Here is a 22,699-nt window from a genome sequence, read left to right as displayed (position 1 = left end):
ACGGATCGGGCGCGGGTGCTCAGCCCACCGGCACCGGCTCGCCGCGCTGTCGCGCCACGTGCTCGACGAGCGAGATCAGCACCAGCTTGCCGGACTGCCGGTCCCGGGCGTCGCAGAGCACGAGCGGGACGTCCGGGTCCAGGTCCAGGGCGTCGCGGACCGCCTCCAGGCCGAACCGGCGGGAGCCCTCGAAGCAGTTGACGCCCACCACGAACGGGATGCCCCGCTGCTCGAAGTAGTCGATCGAGGGGAAGCAGTCGGCCAGCCGCCGGGTGTCGGCGAGCACCACCGCGCCGAGCGCGCCGAACGCCAGCTCGTCCCAGAGGAACCAGAAGCGGTCCTGGCCCGGGGTGCCGAACAGGTAGACCTGGAGGTCGTCGTTGATGGTGATCCGGCCGAAGTCCATCGCCACCGTCGTCGTCGACTTCTGCTCGACCCCGGACACGTCGTCGGTGCCGAGCCCGGCCCCGGTCAGGACCTCCTCGGTCTGCAACGGCCGGACCTCGCTCAACGCGCTGACCAGCGTCGTCTTTCCGGCGCCGAAGCCACCGGCGATGAGGATCTTCAGAGCCAGCGGCACCTGGGGCGCCCCCGGCTCCCGGTCATAGCGCACGGAGTCCACTGACCACCGCCTTGAGGATGTTGTCGTCGGGCAGGTACGCGGTGGCCGGTGGCCGGTGCACCGCGACGAGCTCATGGGCGAGAAGGTCGCCGAGCAGCACCCGGACCACGCCCACGGCGAGGTCGAGGTCGGCGGCGAGGTCCGCCACGGCCTTCGGCCGCCGGGCCAGCTCGATCAGGCGGCGGTGCTCCGGCTGGAGGCCGGGCGTGCCGGCCGGGTCCGCGCCGGGGGTGGCGAGCACGAACGCCAGCAGGTCGAAGCCGTCCACGGGTGGGCGCACCCGGCCGCCGGTGAGCGTGTACGGGCGCACCACCGGCCCGGCGTCGGCGTCCAGCCACTCGTGCTGCGGCCCCGGTGACTCAGCGCGCATCGGTCCGCTCCCCCGCTCCCCGGCTCGGCGCGGCCAGGTTCTCCCCGACCCGGATGACGAGCATCGCCATCTCGTACGCCACCAGCCCGATGTCGGCGTCGGCGTCGCTGGCCACCGCCAGGCAGGCGCCCTGCCCGGCCGCGGTCACGAACAGGTAGGCCGACTCCATCTCCACCACCGTCTGGCGGACCGCGCCGCCGCCCAGGTGCCGGGTGGCGCCCTTGGCCAGCCCGGAGAAGCCGGACGCCAGCGCGCAGAGGTGTTCCGCGTCGGTGCGGTCCTGGTCGGTGGAGGCGCCGAGCAGGAGCCCGTCCGCCGAGAGCACCACTGCCTGGCGGGCGGCGGGAACACGCTCCACCAGGTCGTCGAGCAGCCAGTCGAGATCGGCGTTCTGCCGCGTCGTGTGCACCACTAGGCGTCCCTCTCAGTCGCGGTTCGTTGGTCCGGCGCCGGCGGGGCGGGCTCCACGGCCGGCCCCGCGGGGGTGGACGGCGTACCGGTGTCGCGCGGTTCGGTGGCGGGGGTGGCCGGGCCGGTTCCGGCGGCGCGCGAGCCGTCCCGGCGTCCCCGCGCGGTGCCGGCCTGCAACGCCGACATGGCCCGGCGGGCCTCCTCCGGGGTGCGGTGGGCCGGGGTGTCGGCGACCGCCGCGCGGGGACGCGCGGTCGCGCCGCGGCGCCGGATCCGGCGGGGCAGGCCGTCGCCGTCGGCGGGCGGTTCCACAGTCGAGGCGCGCGCCGACTGCAACGGGACGACCGTGTTCTCCGACCGGTCCCGGCCCGGCCGGGCCGGCCGGCCCGGCCGGGGCACGGTGGTCAACCGGGTCACCTTGGCCAGGCGCCGGCGTTCCGGCCCGGCGGAGGCGTCCGCGCCCACCGGCGGCTCGTCGGTGATCAGTTCCGACGGTACGAACACCGCGGCGACGATCCCGGCCGGGCGGGACGGCCGCAGCTCCACCCGTACGCCGTGCCGGGCGGCCAGGCGCGCCACCACGAACAGCCCCAGCCGGGCGCTGCCGGACGGGTCGAACTCCGGCGGCTCGGCCAGCTTGCGGTTGGCCTCGGCCAGGGCCGGCGCGGACATGCCCAGTCCCCGGTCGGTGATCTCGACGGTGTAGCCGCCCGGGACGCTCCGGCCGGTGACGTACACCCGGGTGCCGGGCGGGGAGAACGCGGTCGCGTTCTCGATCAGCTCGGCGAGCAGGTGGATCACGTCGCCGACGGCCCGGCCCAGCACCCCGGCCGGGGCCACCTCGCCCACGTCGACCCGGTCGTACGCCTCGACCTCGGAGATCGCGCCGCGCATCACGTCGACAGCGGCGACCGGGCGGCGCCAGCCGCGTCCGGGCGCGGCCCCGGCGAGGATGACCAGGTCCTCGGCGTGCCGCCGCAGCCGCGTCGCCAGGTGGTCGACCTGGAACAGCCCGGCCAGTTCGTCGGGATCCTCGGTGCGCCGTTCCAGCCGGTCCAGCAGCGCCAACTGCCGGTGCACCAGCCCCTGGCTGCGACGGGCGAGGTTGAGGATCACCTCGTTGAAGCCCCGGCGCAGCGTCACCTCGTCGACGGCGGCGCGGACCGCGGTCCGGCGCACCTCGTTGAAGGCGCGCGCCACCTGCCCGATCTCGTCGCCGCCGTGGTCCAGCTCGGGCGCCTCCCGGGCCACGTCGACCGCCTCGCCCCGGCGCAGCCGCGCGACCACGTCGGGCAGCCGACGTTCGGCCACCTCGGTCGCGGCGGCGCGTACACCGCTCAGCCGCTGCGCCAGCGACCGGCCGACCCGCAGCGCCACCAGCACGCACACCACGATCGCGATCAGGCCCAGCACACCGGCGGCGGCGAGCTGGACGAGGATCCGGGTGGCCATCGGCACCGACCGCTCGGCCAGGGCGTCCGCGCCGCGCAGCTCGAAGTCGCGCAGGCTCTGCCAGACCTCGGCGTGCCCGGTGTCCCACGCCCGCATGTCGAACCGGGCGGGCAGCGCGGGCGAGCGGATCAGGCTGTCCTGGAGCGCGCGCAGCCGGAGGAACCCGGCGCCCTCGGTCATCCGCTGGTACGCGGTCCGCTCCCCGGGCGGCAGGTCGGCGACCGCGATCTCGGCGAGGAAGCGCTGGTTCTCGATCGTCCGTACCAGTTGCTCGTGCTCGCCCTCGGCGTACCGGCCCGCGGTGACGGCACCGGCCAGCAACGCGTCGGCCTGGCCGAGCAGCTCCCGGGAACGGCCCAGCGCGGTGAGCGCTGTCGCCTCCCGGTTGAGCTGCGCGTCGGGCAGCGCGGCCATGGCGCCGAACGCCTGGAACGCCGAGCCGATCATCCCGCTGTAGAGGCCGACGGCACCGGCCCGGTCGACCTTCCGGTCGTCGATGAACGCCCGCCCGGCGGGCAGCGCGTCGAGCGCCGAGACCAGTTGGTCGAGCCGGTTGTCGAGCTGGGCGTCGGCGACGTCACGCAGGTCACCGCCGTCGACCTTGCGGCGCAGCTCGACGATCGCGTCGTCGGTGCGTACCCGCTGCTCGGTCAGCTCCGGGAGGGCGCGGTCACCGGCGAGCTGGACCACCGACAGCCGCCGCTCCCGTTGCAGCTCCGCCACCACGGCCTCGCCCGGACGGCCCAGGTCGTAGAGGAGGGTACGCGCGGAGAGCAGGTCGAGCGCGGGCCCGAACGTGAGCGTGGTGGCGAAGATCCACAACGCCAGCAGCCCGGTCACCGGGCCGATGACCAGCGCGGTCAGCTTGGCGCGGATCGGCCAGTCACGGGTGTTCAATCAGACCTCGCCCGGGAAGGTGTCGCTCGGTGGCGCCGGCAGCGGCCGTCACGTTCGCCGGCCACGACGCCGGGCCCCGGCCCGGACGCCTTGGGCAGGATACGTAATCCGGGGCGGATGCACTACCGGCCGTCTCGGCTCTCACTACGGTCCGAGACGGGCACGGCGGGCGCAGTCGGACACCGCTCCGGCACCGGACGGCGGTCGCGGCACCGCGCCTTTTTCCCGGCCGGGGCGGAAAGTGCCGCACAACGGGATTGGCGATCACCCGCACGAGGGAATACCAGCGTGCGAAGGAGGAGCCATGTCGTCCACCCAGGTAGTCGTCATAGTCATCGTCGTCGCCGTCATCGCCGCGCTCGTCGCGGTCGCCGTGGTCGCCAGTCGCCGCCGGGCGCTGCGGGAACGCTTCGGCCCCGAGTACGACCGGGCCGTCGCCGAGCAGGACAGCCGCAGCGCCGCCGAGCGTGAGCTGCGGGAACGCGAGCGCCGGCACGCCGAGCTGGAGCTGACCCCGCTGAGCCCGGAGTCCCGGGCCCGCTACGCCGCCGCCTGGGAGGAACTCCAGGTGCGCTTCGTCGACTCCCCCGCGGAGACCGTCGGCGAGGCCGACGAGCTGGTCAGCCGCCTGATCGCCGAGCGCGGATACCCCACCGGGGACTTCTCGGACCAGATCGCCCACCTCTCCGTCGAGCACGCCCGCACGCTCACCCACTACCGCGACGCCCACGAGATCCGGCAGCGCAACGAACGCGGTGAGGCCGGCACCGAGGACCTCCGGCAGGCGCTCGTGCACTACCGCGCCCTCTTCGCCGACCTGCTCGGTGAGGACCCGGTGCCCACGTCCCCGCAGCAGCCGGAGCAGCGCCACCCCGACCACGACCACGACGTCCCGAGCCGCTGAGGAGGCCGCCGCCATGCGCCAGGAGGAACAGCAGGTCACGCAGGACCACCCCGAGGCCGTCCGGTCCGCACCGGTACCGGTGCCGCAGCCGGGCGAGCACACCGACGCCGGCCGGGCCGACGTGCCCGAGGACGTGCTGGACGACCGGGGCACCTTCGACGACCCGGCGGTCGCCGGCCAGCGGCGTGACGCCGAGGTCGACGAGACCCGCGCCTACGACGCCGGGGAGCTGCGCGACGCGGCCGACCGGGCCGACGACGACGGACGGCCCCCGTTCCACGAGCCGGCTCCGCTGCCGACGGCGTTCGGGGCGGCCACGGTGGGCGACGCGGTCGCCGCCTCGGCCCTGGCGAGCGGCCGTCCGCAGGACGAGCGCGACGCCCGCGGCGAGGACACCGCGGCGCCGGGCGACGGCGCGCCGGGACGCACCGACCCGCTGGACGACGAGCGGGCCGACCCGACCGCCGGGGACCGCCTGCACGACCGGGACCGCTGGGACGCCGAGCACTCCGGCACCGCCGGCCCGGACGCCGACGGTGACGGCCGCGACGACCGCACGGTGGACGACGCAGCCAGGGACGGCCGCACGGTGGACGACGCAGCCAGGGACGGCCGCACGGTGGACGACGCAGCCGGGGACGGCCGCATCGACGGCGTCGTCGGGGACGACGCGGCGGCCGACGGCGCGGTCGGGTACGGCAGCGCCGAGCCGGGCCTGGTCGACCCGGACGCCGAGCCCGTCCCCACCACCGACGACGCCGACCGGCGGCACGACCGGGCGGACACCGCCACCGCGGCGGCGGGCGCGGCAGCCGCCGGCACGGGCCTGGCCGGCGCGGAGCGGCCCACGCCCGGCGCGGTACCGGCCGACGCGGCGACGCTGTTCGCGCCGGAGGCCGCCCAGGGCTTCCGGGACCGCTGGCGTGACGTGCAGTTGCGCTTCGTGGACGACCCGCGCGCGGCCGTCGGCGAGGCGGAGTCGCTCGTCGAGGAGGCGATCGAGGCGCTCTCCACCGCCCTGCGCGAGCAGCGCACCCGGCTCGGCGCCTGGCAGGAGTCCGGCTCCACCGACACCGAGCAGCTCCGGGTGGCCGTGCGCGGCTACCGCGACTTCCTGGACCGCGTGCTCGGCCGCTGAGACCCGCGACGAAGCCCCGGCCGGTGACCCGGCCGGGGCTTCCCCGTGCCCGGACCGAACAGCAGGTATGAAACTTCGCAATCGGGGTACGTGCGGTCAGCGGTGCACACGAGGGGAGCACGGGCATGGGCGGTGGCGGCCTGCGGTTGAACATGAACGCCCTGGACTATCTGATCCTGGCGCTCTACTTCGTCACGGTGCTCGGCGTCGGTTTCGCCGCCCGGCGCGCGATCCGCACCAGCGTGGACTTCTTCCTCTCCGGCCGCTCGCTGCCCGCCTGGGTGACCGGCCTGGCGTTCGTCTCGGCGAACCTGGGCGCGCTGGAGATCATCGGCATGGCCGCCAACGGCGCCCAGTACGGCATCATGACGGTGCACTACTACTGGATCGGCGCCGTACCGGCGATGGTCTTCCTCGGCATCGTGATGATGCCGTTCTACTACGGCTCCAAGGTCCGCAGCGTCCCCGAGTACCTGCGGTTGCGCTTCAACCGCCCCACCCACCTGCTCAACGCGATCAGCTTCGCGGTCGCGCAGGTGCTCATCGCGGGCGTGAACCTCTACGCGCTGGCCCTGATCATGCAGGCGCTGCTGGGCTGGCCGCTCTGGTTCGCGATCATCGTCGGCGCGGTGATCGTGCTGGCGTACATCACCGTCGGCGGGCTCTCCGGCGCGATCTACAACGAGGTGCTCCAGTTCTTCGTGATCATCGCCGGTCTGGTGCCGATCACGGTGATCGGGCTGGTCAAGGTCGGCGGCGTGAGCGGCCTGATGGACGCGGTTCGCGACTCCAAGCTCGGCGAGGCCGGCCTGCACGCGTGGGAGGGCACCGGCAGCACCGACAACCCGCTCGGCGCGCACTGGCTGGGCATCGTGTTCGGCCTCGGCTTCGTGCTCTCCTTCGGCTACTGGACCACCAACTTCGCCGAGGTGCAGCGCGCCCTGTCCGCGCGGAACATGAGCGCCGCCCGGCGTACGCCGATCATCGCCGCGTACCCGAAGCTGCTCATCCCGGCGGTCACCGTGATCCCCGGCCTGATCGCCCTGGTCACTGTCAAGGGCCTGGGCGCCGACGAGGGCGACCTGGTCTACAACAACGCGATCCCGCTGCTCATGCGCGACCTGCTGCCCAACGGCGTCCTCGGTATCGCGGTCACCGGCCTGGTGGCCTCGTTCATGGCCGGCATGGCGGCGAACGTCAGCGGGTTCAACACCGTCTTCACGTACGACATCTGGCAGGCGTACTTCCGGCGGGACAAGCCGGACGAGTACTACGTGAAGGTGGGCCGGATCGCCACCGTCGGCGCGGTGGTGATCGGCATCGGCACCGCGTTCATCGCGGCCGGGTTCAGCAACATCATGAACTACATCCAGGCGCTCTTCTCGGTCTTCAACGCGCCGCTGTTCGGCACGTTCATCATCGGCATGTTCTGGCGGCGGATGACGCCGCTGGCCGGGTTCTGGTCGCTGCTGTCCGGCACCGTCGTCGCCACCGCCACGTACCTGCTCTACAAGGGCGGCGTGATCAGCTTCAACTCGGACCTGGAGGAGAGCTTCTGGGGCGCGGGCCTGGCCTTCGCCACCGTCGCGGTGGTGGCCGCGATCGTCACGCCGCTGACCCGGCCGAAGACCGACGACGAGCTGACCGGACTGGTGTACGGCCTCAGCGACACGACGCTCGCCGACGACTCGCTGGCCGGCGACACCGCCTGGTACCGCTCCCCGGTGCTGCTCGGCGTCGTCGCCGTGATCCTCGCCGCCCTGTTCTACATCCCGGTCTTCTGAAGGAGGGGACGCACGCCATGGCAGACAACGCGGACCGTCACTACCAGGGCGGCGAGGCACACGACCCGCTGGTCGACGAGACCGAGGACGCCCGGGAGGAACGCTCCGCAGCGGCCCGGCTGTTCGACATCCGCCGGGTGATCGGCGGCCTGTTCGTGGTGTACGGGCTGATCGTCGGCCTGATGGGGCTGTTCGACACGTCCGCCGAGATCGACAAGGCGCAGGGCGTCCGGATCAACCTGTGGGCCGGCGCGGCGATGCTGGTGTTCGGCCTGCTGATGCTGCTGTGGCAGCGGCTGCGCCCGACCGAGGCGCCGGAGCCGCAGCGCGACGAGTCCTGACCCCTCCGCCCGCATGCCGCGGCCTGCACCGGGTAGGCCACGGGGATCACGCGAAGGGACAGGAGGGCAGCAGCATGACCGATCGTGACCGCGGTGGCGAGCGGCCGCTGGAGGAGACCCCCGAGGTGGCCGCGGCGGTGGACGACGACAGCACGGTGCCCCAGTTGCGCAACAGCGGCACCGACCCGGACAACCCCACCTTCACCGAGCCCGACGGCGCGGTGCCCGACACCGGGTCGCCGAACCTCATCGGTGACCCGTACGCGGCCGGGACCGGCGCGACCGGCACCGGTACGGGCGCCGCCCCGGACGACATCCGTACCGGTGCCGAACAGCCCTGGGATCCGGAGGACCTGGTGCAGGCCCGGGGCCAGGACGTGACGCCGGAGAACCTGGAACGGGCCCGCCGCGACCTGGCCGAACTGGGCCGGGCGGCGATCGAGCGCACCGTTCCCTGACACCGGAACGGCCGAGGGCCCCTGGCCGACGTGGGCGTCGACCAGGGGCCCGGGGAACCCGCGCGGCGGTGCCTCACTCCCGCCGCCGCGGGTGGCCCTCACCGCGGCTCAGGAGAGCGGCGGGTACGCGTTCTGCATGAGCTGCTGGAACTGGGCCGGGAACCACGCGCCGGAGATCGGCGCGTCCGCCAGGGCACCGGACATGTTGTTGCCGTTGCGGGCGTTACCGGTGTAGGTCGGGTCGCACATCCGGTCGAAGCCCTTGCCCTCGTTGTTCGGGATCTCCTTGCTGGAGCCGTCCGACTCACCCGGGGGCTTCACCCAGACGTAGGCGTCGATCCCGGTCTCCGGGTTGGCCCGCGGCCGCTCGCCGAGACCCGCGCCGGCCTGGTTGCACCAGTTGCCGGTGTGCAGGCGCCGGTCGACCCGGCCACCGTCGACGTAGGCGTCCACGCTGGTCGACGGGCCGGGGCCGGTCGGCCGGGCGGAGCCGCCCCAACCGTTGCGGGAGGTGTCGATCAGCATGCCGATGTTGCTGTCGAAGCCGACCGAGACCAGCTTCTGCCGGAACGCCTGGGCGAACGACAGCTCGTCGACGTACTGGTTCCAGTCGATCCACTTGGACTGCCGGACGGTCTGGCCGTTCACCGAGTCGGTGACCTTGACGTACGGCTCCTTCAGGGCGGAGTAGTTCGCCGTGTTGACGATGAAGCCCTGCACGTTGGCGACGGTGCTGCCGGACGCGACGGCGGCGGCCTTGAGCTGGTCGGCGACCGGGCCGAAGTTGCTGTCCCAGCCGATCCAGCCGTGGTGGGCGGCGTCGATGTAGTTGTAGACGTTGCCGATCGCGCCCAGCTTCGCCAGGGCGTAGCCGACACCGTTCACGTACGCGCCGTTGGCCTTCACCGTGTCACACATGACCGTGCCGCCCGCGTTGCCCGAGGTGTTGGTCACCAGGTTGGGCAGCGAGTCGATCTCGATGATGTTGACGATGCGCAGGTTCCGGTACTTCGAGTCGCCCTGGATCGCGGCGATCGGGTCGATGTACTCGGCCTTGTAGCGGGGCAGCTCGTCCGGGCCCAGCTCACCGTTGGAGGCGAGCGCGGAGCAGTCCCGGCCGGGCAGGTTGTAGATGACGAACTGGATGTAGCCGGCGCCCTGGGCGACCGCGGCGTCCAGGTGGTCACGGACGCCCATCGCGCCGTTGGAGCTGCTGTCCGGCGTGCCGTTGATGGCGGCGATCCGGTCGATCCAGACCGCGGTCGGGTTGTTCGAGACCCGGCTGCCGCCGGACACCGACTCGGCCTTGGCCTTCCACTCGGGGTTCACGTACCCCTTCACACCGGCGTACGGGTTGTCGACCCGCTGCCCCGGCGGCGGAGTCGTGGGCGGCGGGGCCGTCGTGGGCGGCGGGGCCGTCGTCGGCGGCGTGCTGGTGGGCGGCGTGCTGGTCGGCGGCGTGCTCGTCGGCGGGGTGCTGGTGGACGGCGTGCCGCCGTTGCAGACCGTGCCGTTGAGCGTGAACTGGGTCGGCTTCGGGTTGCTGCCGCTCCAGGAGCCGTTGAAGCCGATGGTTGTGCTGGCGCCGCTGGCGAGCGACCCGTTGTAGGCCTCGTTCTGCGCGGTGACGTTCTGGCCGCTCTGGGACCACCGCGCGGACCAGCCGTTCACCACCCGCTGAGAGCTGTTCGGGAAGGTGAAGCCGAGGTTCCACGAGCTGAGCGCGTCACCGATGTTCTTGATGGTCACGGTGCCGGTGAATCCACCGGGCCAGTCGCTGGTCGTGTAGGTCACGCTGCACTGGGTGGCGGCCTGCGCCGCGGTGACCGGGAGGGTCACCAGTCCACCGGCTACCAGGACGCCGGCGCCGGTGAGCGCGAGCGTCCGGTTCCGGCCGGACAGCCTTCTCCACAGATTCATGCCACTGATCTCCTTGGGCGAGACCGGATCCGCGTACGGCCCGGCGCAAATGGCGGCGGCGGTCGTCCTGCGGGGACGGCCGTGCGCGCCAAGGGGTTCTTCGGGGGACGCCCGACCCGGACGGGCGCTTGGGGGTGGTGGTGCCGACCGGTCCGCAGGACCGGCCGATGGAGCCGGACGTCGGCCGGTGGTGCCGGCTGCCCTCGACGTCTGAGCTCGCGGTGTGGCTCCCCGAACCGCGTGCAGCGATTCTTGCATGGGAGCGCTTCCATGGCAATGCCTCGATACGCCCGCCGCCCACCCTACCGTCGCACCCGCCGGCACCCGCCCGGGTGGAACGTCACTGGCGCCGAAACGGCTCTCGGACACCCAGTCGGGCGGCGGAGCGCACGGTGCGGCGCGGAAGGGGACGCACGGGGCGAGGCGCCGGGTAGGGCGCGCAGCCGCCCCAACATCAGCAAATCCCTAAAAGCGAATCTTTCCCCGAATAAGTCGCGAAAAGGTCTAACGTCGGCCTTAGCTCGACCGACGTCGGGCTCAGGACGAACAGGGATGGAGACGCTGGTCATGGCTAAGAAGATGCTCGGGAAGGTGGTCGCGGGCGCCGCCCTCGGCGGAGCCGGCCTTCTCGCGTTCACCCCGGGAATGGCCTACGCGGGCGGGCACGACGAGGGCAAGGTCATCGCCAAGCCCCACGTGGTGAAGGCGGGGGACACCGTCGAGCTGCTCGCGATCTGCTCCGAGCCGCAGAAGCACGCCACCGTCTGGTCGAAGGTGACCGGCAAGGTCGACCTGCACCCGGCCCGGGACGGCGAGCACGGCGACTGGGCCGACCGGGGCGGCGACCAGGACTGGGGCTGGGACGACAAGGGCCCGGACGGCAAGGACGACCACGGCAAGGACGAGCACGGCAAGGACGAGCACGGCAAGGACGAGCACGGCAAGGGCCCCGACGGCAAGGACGAGCACGGCAAGGGTCCGGACGGCCGCGGCGAGCCGGGCGGGGACGGACACGGCCCGGACGGCAACGGGCCCGGTGGCAACGGGCCGGGTGGGAACGGTCCCGGTGGCGACGGCATGCCGCAGCCTCCGGCGAACCAGCCCCAGCCGCCGGCCGGCCAGCCGGAAGGACAGCCGCAGCCGGGCGGCGCGGGCGCCGGCGCTGCTGTCGACCCGGGCGACTGGCAGGGGCACGACGAGTACGGCCAGGACGCCGAGCCGGGCTGGGAGAAGGAGCAGCGGGGCGCGCCGGACTGGACCAAGGACGCGCACGGCCCCGACGGCAAGGACCGGTACGGCAAGGACGCCAAGGACGAGCACGGCAAGGACGACCGTGGCGGCCGGCCGGACGACAAGGGCAAGGACGGCAAGGACGAGCACGGCTCCTGGCAGGACGGCAAGGACGACTGGCAGGGCGGCAAGGACGACTGGCAGGGCGGCAAGGACGACTGGCAGGCGAGCGGAGGCGCCTGGCAGGACGACAAGGGTGACTACGGCAAGGACGCCGAGCGCGACTACGGCAAGGACGGCTGGGAGCACGGGAAGGACTTCGTCTACTACGGCGAGGCCACCGTCTCGCACGACGCCCGGCCGGGCCGCTACGAGCTGCGGGGCACCTGCGGTGAGGGCGAACTGGTGGTCCTGCCGCGTGGTGGGGTCGACGGCGGCGACGGTGGCATGACGACCACCGGCGTGGACCGTACCCTCGCCACCGGCGGCGCGGGCATGATCGGCGCCGCGGCGCTGGGCGGCCTGGTGCTGCTGCGCCGGCGGCGGGCCGGTGGCCTGGTCTGACCGGACGACGACCCGGGCCGGCGGCCGTCACGGAAGTCCGTGGCGTGCCGCCGGCACGGCCGTCGTCGTCCTGCTCGCCATGGCCGGGGCCGGTCTGATCGGCGCGTCCGTCCGGACCGTCCCGCCACCGGCCCCGCCGCAGCCGATCTCGCAGGCGGGCCCGGTCACCACCGGCCCGCAGACCGACCCGGGCGGCACGTACGCCGACCCGGACGCCGAGGGCCAACCCGGACCGGGCGCCGAGGACCAACCGGCACCGGGCACCACCGGCCGGTCCACCCTGCGCAACACCGGTCAGCCGGAAGCGGACGCCGCCGGCGGCCCGGCGACGCCGGGCCCACCGACCGGGGCACCCGGCGCCACCCCCGGCGCCGCAGCAGTCCCGGGCACCCCGAACGCGACGGGCGCCGCCCCGGCCCCGCTGCCCCGGTCGGCGCCGGCCACCATCTCGATCCCCCGCATCGGGGTGCAGGCCCCGGTCATGTCGCTCGGCACGAATCCCGACGGCACGGTCCAGGTGCCCCCGCTGGATCAGGCCATGAAGGCCGGCTGGTACTCCCCCGGCGCCAGCCCGGGCGAGGCCGGCAACGCGGTGATCGTGGGTCACGTCGACTCGGCCCAGCTCGGCCCGGCGGTGTTCTTCAACCTCGGCGCGCTGGTGCCCGGCGACACGATCGTGGTCGCCCGGCAGGACGGCTCGGCCGCCACGTTCAGGGTGCGGGAGGTCGCGTCGTACCCGAAGACCGCCTTTCCCGCCGCGCAGGTCTACGGTCCGTCGGACGTCCCCGCCCTGCGCGTCGTGACCTGCGGCGGGGTGTTCGACAAGACGGCCGGCAGCTACCTGAACAACATCGTCGTCTACGCGGCGATGACGGGCTGAGGCCGGGAACGGCAGTGGCCCGGTGGTCGGGGAACCGACCACCGGGCCACGCGCGTCAGAGCGGTCAGGCCGCCGCCGAGGTCCGGACCAGGGTACGGATCTGGCGCAGCAGCACCGACAGCGCGGACAGGTCGGCGCGGGACTCGTCGAACTCCCCCATCGCCCGGTGCGCCCGGTGGATCGAGGTGGCGTTCGCCTGTTCCCACTCCTGCACCCGCTCCACCGGCGGCACGCCCTCGGGCGTGGACCCGAGCACCTCCGCGGTGAGCGCGGCGAGCGCGGCGTACAGGTCGTAGCGCAGCGCCATCCGGGCCAGCGTCTGCCACCGGTCCTCACGTGGCAGCAGGGAGATCTTCGACAGCAGCGCGTCCACCCGGAACCGGTCGGACAGCACGAAGTAGACCGAGGCCACCTCGCTCACGTCCCGGCCGGTCGCCTGCGCCGTCTCGACGATGTCGAGCAGGCCGAAGCTGTACATCAGGCGGGTCGCCTGCTCGGCCAGGTCACGCGGCAGCCCACGGCCGACCAGCGACTCGATGTGCGCCGCGATGGCCTCCCGCTCGGTGCCCCAGAACCGGTGCTCCAGGTCCGGCAGGAGCCGGGCCACGCCGTCGCGCAGCCGGGCGATCTCCGCCGGCACGTCGATCGGCGAGCGCCGGTTGGTGACCAGCCAGCGCACCGCGCGGTCGAGCAGCCGCCGGGTGTCCAGGTAGACCGCCGTCTGCAACTCGGGCGAGACCTTGTTGTCCAGCGCCTCGACCGCGTCCCACAGGTCGCGCAGGCCGAACACCTCGCGGACCACCACGTACGCCCGGAGCACGTCCGCCGCGGACGCCGCCGTCTCCTCGACCACCCGGAAGACGAACGAGATGCCGCCCCGGTTGATCGCCTCGTTGACCAGGACCGTGGTGACGATGTCCCGGCGCAGCCGGTGCCGGCCCATCCGGTCGGCGAAACGCTGCCGCAGCGGCGTCGGGAAGTAGTTGACCAGGACGTCGGTCGTCCACTCCTCGTCCGCCAGGCCCTCGCCGACGATCTCGCGCTCCAGCACGATCTTGACGTACGCGAGCAGCACCGCGAACTCCGGCGCGGTCAGACCGCTCTCGGTGCGGACCGCCAGCTCCTCGTCCGACGGCAACGCCTCCAGCGACCGGTTCAACGCGCCGGACCGCTCCAGCTCGTTGATCATCCGCCGGTGCACCGGGAGCAACGAGGCGGCCTGGGCCTGGGCGTTGTTGAGCGCCCGCGCCTGGTCGTAGTTGTCCCGCAGCACCAGATCGGCAACCTCGTCGGTCATCTGGGCCAGCAGCTCGTCGCGCTCCGGCCGATCCAGCTCACCGTCGGCCACCGCCGTGTTGAGCAGGATCTTGATGTTGACCTCGTGGTCGGAGCAGTCCACACCGGCCGCGTTGTCGATGAAGTCGGTGTAGATGCGGCCGCCGGTCGAGGCGTACTCGATCCGGCCCTGCTGGGTGAAGCCCAGGTTGCCGCCCTCGCCGACCACCCGGCAGCGCAGGCCCTTGCCGTCCACCCGGATGGCGTCGTTGGACTTGTCCCCCACCTCGGCGTTGGTCTGGCTGGACGCCTTGACGTAGGTGCCGATGCCGCCGTTCCAGAACAGGTCGACCGGCGCGGTGAGGATCGCCTTCATCAGCTCCTGCGGGCTGAGCTGAGTGACGTCCTCGTCGAGGCCGAGCACCGCGCGGACCTGCGGCGAGATCGGCACCGACTTCGCGGTACGCGAGTACACGCCGCCGCCTTCGGAGATCAGCTCGCGGTCGTAGTCCTCCCACGACGAGCGGGGCATGTCGAACAGCCGCTGGCGTTCCTCCCACGACCGGGCCGAGTCCGGGTCCGGGTCCAGGAAGATGTGCCGGTGGTCGAACGCGGCCACCAGCCGGATGTGCTGCGACAGCAGCATCCCGTTGCCGAACACGTCGCCGGACATGTCGCCGACGCCGACCACAGTGAAGTCCTGCGTCTGGGTGTCGTGCCCCAGTTCCCGGAAGTGCCGCTTCACCGACTCCCAGGCGCCCCGGGCGGTGATGCCCATCTTCTTGTGGTCGTAGCCGGCCGAGCCACCGGAGGCGAACGCGTCGCCGAGCCAGAAGCTGTGCGCCTCGGAGATCTCGTTGGCGATGTCGGAGAACGTCGCGGTGCCCTTGTCGGCGGCCACGACCATGTACGGGTCGTCGCCGTCGTGCCGGACCACGTCCTCCGGCGGCACGATCTCGCCGCTGACGATGTTGTCGGTGACGTCGAGCAGCGCGGAGATGAACTCCTTGTAGCAGATCACCGCCTCGTCCCGGTCGCCCGGCTTCTGCTTCAGCACGAAGCCGCCCTTGGCGCCGACCGGCACGATCACCGCGTTCTTCACCATCTGCGCCTTGACCAGGCCGAGCACCTCGGTCCGGAAGTCCTCGCGCCGGTCGGACCAGCGCAGGCCGCCGCGGGCCACCGGCCCGTACCGCAGGTGCACGCCCTCGAACCGGGGCGAGTAGACGAAGATCTCGAACTTGGGTCGCGGCGCCGGCAGGTCCGGGATGGCCTGCGGGTCGAGCTTGAACGCCACGTACGCCTTGGGCCGCCCGCCCACCGGCTTCTGGTAGAAGCTGGTGCGCAACGTGGCCTGGATCAGCGTCAGGTACGACCGCAGGATGCGGTCCTGGTCGAGGCTGGCCACCTCGTCCAGCGCCTCGCCGATCGCGTCGACCAGCTCGCCGCTGCGCTGCCGCCGCTCGTCGAGCGTGGTCGCGCCCGGGGCGAACCGGGTCTCGAACAGCTTCACCAGCAGTTCGGCGATCTGCGGGTACGCGATGAACGTCTGCTCCATGTACTCCTGGGAGAACACGGTGCCGGCCTGCCGCAGGTACTTCGCGTACGCGCGCAGCACGACGACCTGCCGCCAGGTGAGCCCGGCCCGGAGCACCAGCTCGTTGAAGCCGTCCACCTCGGCCTCGCCCCGCCAGGCGGCGGCGAAGGCGTTCTCCACGTGCGGACGCACCTCGGCCAGGTCCTGGTGCCGCTCGGGCAGCTCCAGACCGAAGTCGTAGAGCCAGATCCGGCCGTCGACGCGCTCCACCTCGTACGGGTGCTCGTCGACCACCTTCACGCCGAGCGAGTGCAGCACCGGCAGCACGGCGGAGAGCATCATCGGCTCGCCGTACCGGTAGACCTTGAACCGCACGTCCAACGCGTCGTCGGCGTCGGCGGCGCGGGCGGCGTACGGACGCGGCGGCGCCTGCTTGCGGAACAGGTGCATCTCCAGCTGGCCGGGCTCCTCCAGCAGCTCCAGCTTCGCCAGGTCCTTCATCGCCTCGTACGGCGTGTGCCCGTCCTTGTAGCCCTCCGGGAACGCGTCGGCGTACCGGGCGAACAGGTGCTTGGCCTGCTCGTCGCCGAGCTTGCGTTCCAGCACCAGCCGGTAGTCGTCGTCCCAGAGGCGGGTCGCGTCGGCCAGTTCCTCGGCGAGCAGGTCGGCGTCGATGTCACCGGGTGGGCTGTTCGGGTCGGTACGCACGATGAAGTGCACCCGGGCCAGCATCGACTCGGTCACCCGCGTGGTGTAGTCGACGCCGACGCCGTTCAGCTCGCGCAGCAGGATGTCCTGCATGCGCAGCCGGTTCTGCGTGGTGAACCGGTCCCGCGGCAGGTAGATCAGGCAGGAGATGAACCGCCCGTACGCGTCGCGGCGCAGGAACACCCGCAGCTGCCGGCGGCCCGCCATCCGCAGCACGCCGATCACCGCGTGGTAGAGGTCGTCGGTCTTGATCTGGAACAGCTCGTCGCGCGGGTAGGTCTCCAGGATCTGCAACAGGTCCTTGCCGGAGTGGCTGCGCAGGCTCAGGCCCGAGCGGTCGAGCACCTCGGCGACCTTCCGCCGGACCACCGGCAGCTCCTGCACGCTGGTCCGGTACGCGGCGGTGGAGAACAGGCCGAGGAAGCGCCGCTCCCCGACCACCTCGCCGGCCTCGTTGAAGATCTTGAAGCCGATGTAGTCGAGGTACGCCGAGCGGTGCACAGTGGCACGCGAGTTGGCCTTGGTGATGATGAGCAGGCGCTTCTCCAGCACCTTCTCGTGCGCCTCGGGCGTCATCGAGTTCAGCGACCGGGCCTCCGGCGAGTCGGAGCGCAGGATGCCCAGCCCGGTGCCGAGCACCGCCTCCAGGGCCTGCCCGCCGCGCGCGCCGTCGGTGTGGACCAGGCGGTACTCCCGGTAGCCGAGGAACGTGAAGTGGTCGTGCGCCAGCCAGCGCAGCAGCTCCACCGAGTCGGTGATGTCCTTCTCCGGCACCGGTGGGCGGTTGTCCGACGTCCGGGCGGCGGCCAGCTCGTCGGCGAGCGCGAGGGCCCGCTGCCGCATCTTCGGCCAGTCCTCGACCGCCTCGCGCACGTCGGTGAGCACCCGCTGCAACTCGCGGCGCAGCGTCTCCCGCTCGGCCGGGTCGCGGACCGGGTCGATCTCGATCCGCATCCAGCTCTCGACCAGGTCACCGGCGATGGCGTCGTCCGGTTCCACGTCCGCCGAGACCTCGGTGAGCCGGCCCAGCGGCTCGCGCCGCACCACGACCAGCGGGTGCACCAGCAGGTGCACGTCCAGGTGGCGGGAGTTCAGCAGGGCGGTCACCGAGTCGACCAGGAACGGCATGTCGTCGGTGACGATCTCGACGACCGTGTGGTGCTGCTCGGCGTCCGGCTCGTGGATGCGCAGCTTCAGCTCGCCCGGCACCCGCTGCTGGGCCAGGTCCCGGTGGGCCCGGGCCGCCTCCAGCATCTCCTCGGCGGTGAAGCCGATCAGCTCCTCGTCCGGCGCGAACCGCCAGAAGCGGTCCACCAGTGTGGCCGCGTCGTGGTCGTCGCCGGCCAGCGCGACCGCCTGGGCGACCAGCCGCTCCGCGTTGGGAACGGGCTCGTCCAGCTCGGCGTCCTCCGACTCGTCGGCCAGTGCCTGCGCGGGCAGGCCCAGGTCGTAGAGGGTGTCGATGCTGGAACCGGTCATCCCGGTCACTCCTGTGTCGAGACGGCTGAAACCGTCTCCGTCGGTCGCCGAATCGAAGCTGTCGTCGTCCCGGCCGGTGTCAGCCTGCCGGAGGTCGGGTCCCGGTTTGATCGCCGGACGCCGGTCCATCGGTGCCACTCCCCTCGACCCACCGCGTTGTGGGTCACTCTGCCGCCCAGCCTAGGCCCTACCGCGCGGTACCTCCCGCGGCGGACCACTGGCCGGACGTCCGGATCGGGACTCTGTCCTTTCACCCGTTGCGGGTTCGTGGTCGGCCGCTCGCGGAGTACCCCGGCTGGCGATGTTCATCACACTGCCACACGCTGCTTCTCGCGCTGCCGGAGGCCGTGGCGGGGCGGTGGGGAGCGCCGGGCCGTACTAGCGTGCAGGGCAGTTGAGCACCGGAGGGACCGCTTCATGCCCGTGTCGTACCCCGTCCGCCCCCGCCGCCACACCCGTCACCGCGCTCTCTCGGCGCTGGCCGCCGTGCTGGTCACGGCCGGCGCGCTGACCGGATGCTCCGGGGACGACGGCCCGGAGACGGCCGTCGAGGCGTTCCTCGGCGGCTGGCGCTCCGGCGACCTCCAGGCCGTCGGCTTCGTCGAGCCGACCGGCGGGCGGGTGCCCGCCGCCGAGGTGACCAAGCAGATCCAGGCGCTCAGCGGCGCGCTCGCGGCCGACCCGCCGGAGCTGGCGCGCACCGGCGACATCACCACCAAGGGGGACGTGGCCACCGCCCGGGTCAAGGTGAGCTGGGCGCTGCCCGGCGGCGGCACCTGGGCCTACGAGAATCCGGTACGCCTCAAGCGCGGCGGCGACGACAAGTGGCAGGTGATCTGGGAGCCGTCGGTGGTGCACGAGAAGCTGGAGAGCGGTGACAAGATCGCGCTGCGGCGGGAGCCGGCGCAGCGCGCTGGGGTGCTGGACGCGGCCGGTCAGCCGATCGTCGCACCGCGTCCGGTGGTCCGGGTGCAGGTCGTCCCCGGCGAGGTCGACGACGTCCCCGGCCTGGTCCGGAAGCTGGACGCCGCGTTCAGGGCGATCCGGCCCGCGCTCACCCCGCCGGTCGACCTGGGCGACCTGCCGAAGCGGATGAAGGCGGCGAAGCCGGACGGGCGCGTCGAGGTGGTGACGTTGCGCGACGAGGCGTACCGGCAGATCAAGCCGCGCATCTACGAACTGCCCGGCACCCGGTTCGTCTCCGAGCAGCTCATGCTGGCCCCGACCCGCGAGTTCGCCCGGGCGCTGCTCGGCTCGGTCGACCAGGCCACCGCCGACGACCTCCAGGCCCACCCCGAGCGGTACGCGCGCGGCGACCTGGTCGGCCACGGCGGTCTCCAGGGCCGGTACGACGAGCGGCTGCGCGGCGTCCCCGGCGTCACCGTGATCACCGAGCGGACCACCCCGGACGGCAAGGTGGAGCCGACCGGCACGGAGCTGTTCCGCGCCGACCCGAAGCCCGGGCAGCCGGTGAAGACCACCATCGACGCGCCCACCCAGAACGCCGCCGACGCCGCGTTGCGCGGGCAGACCCGCCGCTCCGCCCTGGTCGCCGTGCGGATCAGCGACGGCGCGGTGCTGGCCGCCGCGAACGGCCCGGGCGCGGCGGGCGAGAACCTCGCCTTCACCGCCCAGGTTCCGCCCGGCTCGACGTTCAAGATGGTCAGCGCGCTCGGCCTGCTCGACCGGGGCGCGGTGACCCCGCAGACCACTGTGAACTGCCCGAAGACGTCGACTGTCGAGGGCCGGGTCTTCAAGAACTCGGACAACTTCGAGCTGGGCGCGGTGCCGTTCGCCACCGACTTCGCCAAGTCGTGCAACACCGCGTTCACCGCGCTGGCGCCGAAGCTCGGCCCCGACGGGCTGGCGCAGGCCGGCCGTACGCTCGGCCTGGAGGCCGCGTGGGATCTCGGCACCGACGCGTTCACCGGCAAGATCTCCGCCAACGGCTCGGCCACCGAGCAGGCCGCCGCCGCGATCGGCCAGGGCACCACACTGGTGAGCCCGCTGGCCATGGCGAGCGCCACCGCGTCCGTGGCCCGGGGCAAGTTCGAGCAGCCCAAGCTGCTGCTCGACCCGGCACCGGCCAAGCCCGCGCCGGCCGGCGAGGCACTCAAGCCGGAGTCGGTGGCGGCGCTGAAGTCGATGATGCGCGGGGTGGTCACAGCGGGCAGCGGCAGCGCGCTGGCGGACGTGCCGGGCGAGCCGGTGCACGGCAAGACCGGCACCGCGGAGTACGACAACAACCCCGCGCACACGCACGCCTGGTTCGTCGGCTGGCAGGGCGACGTGGCCTTCGCCGTCTTCGTCGAGCAGGGCGGGGCGGGCTCGAAGGTCGCGGCGCCGATCGCCGAGAAGTTCCTGCGCGGTCTGGCCGCGAGCTGAGGCGTACCGGTCAGGCGATGTCGATGCCGGAGCGGGCCGGGTCCGGCTCGTCTCCGGCGGGCGCGTGGCGCAGCAGGCCCGGCCCGAGTGGGTCATCACCGAGGTCGTCGCCGTCGGTCGGGTCGGGGCCGATCGGCTCCACCGCGACCGCCGGCGCCGGTACGGCCGCCGGGGCGGGCAGCGGCTCGGGCTCCGGCCGGTTGTCGGCGGCGCGGGGCGCCGGTGCGACAGGCCCGGCCGGCAACAGCCGGGGCGGCACGGCACCCGGCGCGACGACCGGGGCGAGCCCGGCCACCACGGTGTTCACGATCTCGGCCGCGTACGCCCCGTCCGGGTCGTAGTCGGGGTCGAAGACGGTCAGCTCGACGCCCAGGCAGTGCGGGGTGTCGACCAGCCCGGCGAGCAGGATCTCCAGTTCGGCGAAGGCGATGCCGCCCGGGTCGGGCGCGTCCACGGCGGGCATCACCGCCGGGTCGAGCACGTCCACGTCGATGTGCACCCAGTAGCCGGCGCAGTCGACGAGCTGCTCGTGCGCCCACTGTGCGGTCCGGGCCGCGCCCTCGGCGCGCAGCGCCGGCACCGGCCGGGTGGTGATGCCGGCGGCCTGGAGGTCGAGCCGGTACTCGTCCTGCGCGCGGATGCCGAGCACCACCACGTCGATGTCCCGGAAGTACGGCCGGCGGCCCTCGATCGCGGCCAGGTCGGGCTGCCCCCGGCCGGTGACCAGGGCCAGGTCCTCCCCGGCGGCGGCACCGACGTAGGAGGCGTTGCCGGGGTGCCGGAAGTCGGAGTGGCCGTCGACGAAGACCAGCCCGATCCGCCCGCCGACCGCCTCGCCGAGACGGTGCATGGCCAGCGCCGAGCCGAGCAGCACCGAGCAGTCCCCGCCGAGCACCAGCGGGAACTCGCCCCGGTCGATGATCGCCCCGATCCGGTCGGCGAGCGCCACCGAGTACGCGGAGATCTCCGGCGCGTGGCAGACGCCGTCGCCGGGCCGCCAGTCCCCCGGGTCGTACCGGGGCGGGGTCAGGCAACCGGCGTCGCGGGCCCGCAGCCGGGCGAGCAGGCCGTGGTCGCGCAGCGCGCCCGGCGCCTTGCCGCACCCGGGGACGGAGCTCGCAGTGGGCGGGCGCAGTCCGAGGTTCGTCGGCGCGTCGAGGACGGCGATCCGGCGCATCATGGGCTCCCGTCCTCGGTGGTCGGGCGGGCCGGCGGTGCGCCGGCCCGCGCGGGTTGACTCAGAACAGCGCGCTGGCCAGGGCGCGTCGGGCGGAGGCCACGGCGGGGTCGTCCGGGCCGGCGATGGTGAACAGGCCGAGCAGGTGCTGGCGTACCCGGTCCCGGTCGTCCCCGGCGGTGCGCCGGACCAGGCCGACGAGCCGCTTGTACGCCTGGTCGGCGAGGCCGCTGAGCACCTCGATGTCGGCGGCCAGCAGCTGGGCGTCCACGTCGTCGGGGGCGGCGGCCGCGGCGTCCAGCGCACCCTGCGGGTCCGCGCCGGCCACCCGGCGGGCCAGCCCGACCTGCGCCAGGCCCGCCTCCGCCGCCGCGTCCGCGGGCGACTCGGCCAGGATCTTCCGGTACGCCGCCTCGGCGGCGTCGAGGTCACCGCTCATCAGCGCGTCGTCGGCGGCGTCGAGGCGCGGGTCCTCCGGCTCGGCGACTGTGACGCCGCCGGCCTTGAGGACCGCCTGGAGCCACTGTCGCAACTGCGACTCCGGCACCGGGCCGGGGAAGGCGTCGATCGGGCGTCCACCGACGATGGCGTACGTGGTCGGCAACGTCTGGAGCTGGAACATCTGCGCGAGCCGCGGCTGCTGCTGCACGTCGACCCGGGCCAGCAGCCACGCTCCGCCGCCCTCGGCGGCCAGCCGCTCCAGAACCGGGGCGAACTGGTCGCTCTCCGGGTAGCCGGCGGCCCCGAAGAAGACCACTACCGGTGTGGTGAGCGAGCGTTCGAGCACCTCGGACTGGATGTTCGCCTCGGTCACGTCGATCACGGCGGCGGAGCCGGCGGGGCTGCCCGGCAGCCCGGTCGGGCCGGTGCCCTGGGACGGTGTGGCGGAGGAGGTGTCGGCCGGTGCGGGGGTGCGCAGCGCGCTGAGGTCGACCGCGCCGCGGGTGAAGATCGACGAGGTGATCCGTGGGTCGCTCATGGTTGTCTAGTCTCGCACGTACCCCGGGGATCTCCGACCACCCGCAACGCCCACGTCGCCACTCTCACCCCTGCTCAGCCCCCGCGCCGCCCCCGCACCCCCACCTCCCCGCGATCTTGCACTCTCCGCCCCGACAAATGCGACGAATGCCGCAGTCGCGGGGGTCGAAGTGCAAGATCGACGGGGTG

The 22,699-nt window shown here is 73.1% G+C and carries 16 protein-coding genes; 8 read left to right on the top strand and 8 right to left on the bottom strand.

The genetic code is table 11. The features are described 5' to 3' along the window. Positions 1-19 precede the first annotated feature (19 nt). Genes V6U82_RS18590 through V6U82_RS18575 form a run of 4 tightly spaced genes read right to left on the bottom strand, consistent with a single transcriptional unit; the run spans position 20 to position 3,752 of the window. Positions 20-622, bottom strand: a complete 603-nt coding sequence (locus V6U82_RS18590) for a GTP-binding protein (RefSeq protein WP_128137837.1) — start codon at positions 620-622, stop codon at positions 20-22. Further along, positions 603-992 carry a DUF742 domain-containing protein gene (locus tag V6U82_RS18585; protein WP_128137836.1) on the bottom strand — a complete coding sequence of 130 codons (390 nt, stop codon included), beginning with the start codon at positions 990-992 and terminating at the stop codon, positions 603-605. Before V6U82_RS18585 ends, V6U82_RS18590 begins: the two co-directional genes overlap by 20 nt. Then, positions 982-1,404 (bottom strand): roadblock/LC7 domain-containing protein, encoded by a 423-nt coding sequence (locus tag V6U82_RS18580; RefSeq protein ID WP_334462848.1) that lies wholly within the window; start codon positions 1,402-1,404, stop codon positions 982-984. Before V6U82_RS18580 ends, V6U82_RS18585 begins: the two co-directional genes overlap by 11 nt. Further along, positions 1,404-3,752, bottom strand: coding sequence for a sensor histidine kinase (locus tag V6U82_RS18575; protein WP_334462846.1), 2,349 nt, complete (start codon positions 3,750-3,752; stop codon positions 1,404-1,406). The genes V6U82_RS18580 and V6U82_RS18575 overlap by 1 nt, the downstream gene beginning before the upstream one ends. A 304-nt stretch (positions 3,753-4,056) precedes the next feature. On the opposite strand from V6U82_RS18575, the gene V6U82_RS18570 reads away from it, so the two are divergent. The 5 genes from V6U82_RS18570 to V6U82_RS18550 all read left to right on the top strand — a co-directional run bounded on the left by V6U82_RS18570 (position 4,057) and on the right by V6U82_RS18550 (position 8,377). Next, positions 4,057-4,656, top strand: a complete 600-nt coding sequence (locus V6U82_RS18570; RefSeq protein ID WP_334462843.1) for a hypothetical protein — start codon at positions 4,057-4,059, stop codon at positions 4,654-4,656. A 13-nt stretch (positions 4,657-4,669) separates the two neighbouring features. Continuing rightward, a complete protein-coding gene (locus V6U82_RS18565; RefSeq protein ID WP_334462841.1) occupies positions 4,670-5,794 on the top strand; it encodes a hypothetical protein in 1,125 nt (374 codons plus the stop codon). Between the two features lie 125 nt (positions 5,795-5,919). After that, entirely contained in the window at positions 5,920-7,578 is a 1,659-nt protein-coding gene (locus V6U82_RS18560; protein WP_128137265.1) for a sodium:solute symporter family protein, read from the top strand. Between the two features lie 17 nt (positions 7,579-7,595). Then, positions 7,596-7,919, top strand: coding sequence for a hypothetical protein (locus V6U82_RS18555; RefSeq protein WP_091422840.1), 324 nt, complete (start codon positions 7,596-7,598; stop codon positions 7,917-7,919). A gap of 74 nt (positions 7,920-7,993) precedes the next feature. Next, positions 7,994-8,377 carry a hypothetical protein gene (locus tag V6U82_RS18550; RefSeq protein ID WP_091422838.1) on the top strand — a complete coding sequence of 128 codons (384 nt, stop codon included), beginning with the start codon at positions 7,994-7,996 and terminating at the stop codon, positions 8,375-8,377. Between the two features lie 108 nt (positions 8,378-8,485). On the opposite strand, the gene V6U82_RS18545 is transcribed toward V6U82_RS18550, so the two are convergent. After that, complete coding sequence (locus V6U82_RS18545) at positions 8,486-10,297, bottom strand: glycoside hydrolase family 6 protein (RefSeq protein ID WP_334462836.1); 1,812 nt, start codon at positions 10,295-10,297, stop codon at positions 8,486-8,488. Positions 10,298-10,849: 552 nt separating this feature from the next. Between V6U82_RS18545 and V6U82_RS18540 the strand changes: the two genes are divergently transcribed. Further along, complete coding sequence (locus V6U82_RS18540) at positions 10,850-12,091, top strand: hypothetical protein (RefSeq protein ID WP_334462834.1); 1,242 nt, start codon at positions 10,850-10,852, stop codon at positions 12,089-12,091. Positions 12,092-12,170: 79 nt separating this feature from the next. After that, positions 12,171-12,971 (top strand): class F sortase, encoded by an 801-nt coding sequence (locus V6U82_RS18535; RefSeq protein WP_334462985.1) that lies wholly within the window; start codon positions 12,171-12,173, stop codon positions 12,969-12,971. Between the two features lie 64 nt (positions 12,972-13,035). Here the strand turns inward: V6U82_RS18535 and V6U82_RS18530 are convergent, their stop codons facing one another. Beyond that, positions 13,036-18,099, bottom strand: a complete 5,064-nt coding sequence (locus tag V6U82_RS18530) for an NAD-glutamate dehydrogenase (protein WP_334462833.1) — start codon at positions 18,097-18,099, stop codon at positions 13,036-13,038. 288 nt (positions 18,100-18,387) lie between these two features. Here V6U82_RS18530 and V6U82_RS18525 point away from each other — a divergent pair, with 288 nt between their 5' ends. Continuing rightward, positions 18,388-20,355, top strand: a complete 1,968-nt coding sequence (locus V6U82_RS18525) for a penicillin-binding transpeptidase domain-containing protein (RefSeq protein WP_334462832.1) — start codon at positions 18,388-18,390, stop codon at positions 20,353-20,355. A gap of 10 nt (positions 20,356-20,365) precedes the next feature. Here the strand turns inward: V6U82_RS18525 and V6U82_RS18520 are convergent, their stop codons facing one another. Further along, positions 20,366-21,535, bottom strand: coding sequence for an arginase family protein (locus tag V6U82_RS18520; protein WP_334462829.1), 1,170 nt, complete (start codon positions 21,533-21,535; stop codon positions 20,366-20,368). 58 nt (positions 21,536-21,593) lie between these two features. Further along, entirely contained in the window at positions 21,594-22,511 is a 918-nt protein-coding gene (locus V6U82_RS18515) for a tetratricopeptide repeat protein (RefSeq protein WP_334462826.1), read from the bottom strand. Positions 22,512-22,699: the final 188 nt, after the last annotated feature.

Origin of the sequence: Micromonospora sp. CPCC 205554 (assembly GCF_036902745.1) — a bacterium.
GTDB lineage: Bacteria > Actinomycetota > Actinomycetes > Mycobacteriales > Micromonosporaceae > Micromonospora > Micromonospora tulbaghiae.
This window is presented reverse-complemented; position numbering and strand designations above follow the sequence as displayed.

Excerpts from the sequence above, each read along its gene's own strand:
- V6U82_RS18515 (WP_334462826.1), bottom strand. The coding sequence starts at position 22,511 with ATGAGCGACCCACGGATCACCTCGTCGATCTTCACCCGCGGCGCGGTC.
- V6U82_RS18560 (WP_128137265.1), top strand. The coding sequence starts at position 5,920 with ATGGGCGGTGGCGGCCTGCGGTTGAACATGAACGCCCTGGACTATCTG.
- V6U82_RS18520 (WP_334462829.1), bottom strand. The coding sequence starts at position 21,535 with ATGATGCGCCGGATCGCCGTCCTCGACGCGCCGACGAACCTCGGACTG.
- V6U82_RS18585 (WP_128137836.1), bottom strand. The coding sequence starts at position 992 with ATGCGCGCTGAGTCACCGGGGCCGCAGCACGAGTGGCTGGACGCCGAC.
- V6U82_RS18545 (WP_334462836.1), bottom strand. The coding sequence starts at position 10,297 with ATGAATCTGTGGAGAAGGCTGTCCGGCCGGAACCGGACGCTCGCGCTC.
- V6U82_RS18550 (WP_091422838.1), top strand. The coding sequence starts at position 7,994 with ATGACCGATCGTGACCGCGGTGGCGAGCGGCCGCTGGAGGAGACCCCC.
- V6U82_RS18565 (WP_334462841.1), top strand. The coding sequence starts at position 4,670 with ATGCGCCAGGAGGAACAGCAGGTCACGCAGGACCACCCCGAGGCCGTC.
- V6U82_RS18525 (WP_334462832.1), top strand. The coding sequence starts at position 18,388 with ATGCCCGTGTCGTACCCCGTCCGCCCCCGCCGCCACACCCGTCACCGC.
- V6U82_RS18555 (WP_091422840.1), top strand. The coding sequence starts at position 7,596 with ATGGCAGACAACGCGGACCGTCACTACCAGGGCGGCGAGGCACACGAC.
- V6U82_RS18530 (WP_334462833.1), bottom strand. The coding sequence starts at position 18,099 with ATGGACCGGCGTCCGGCGATCAAACCGGGACCCGACCTCCGGCAGGCT.
- V6U82_RS18570 (WP_334462843.1), top strand. The coding sequence starts at position 4,057 with ATGTCGTCCACCCAGGTAGTCGTCATAGTCATCGTCGTCGCCGTCATC.
- V6U82_RS18535 (WP_334462985.1), top strand. The coding sequence starts at position 12,171 with ATGGCCGGGGCCGGTCTGATCGGCGCGTCCGTCCGGACCGTCCCGCCA.
- V6U82_RS18540 (WP_334462834.1), top strand. The coding sequence starts at position 10,850 with ATGGAGACGCTGGTCATGGCTAAGAAGATGCTCGGGAAGGTGGTCGCG.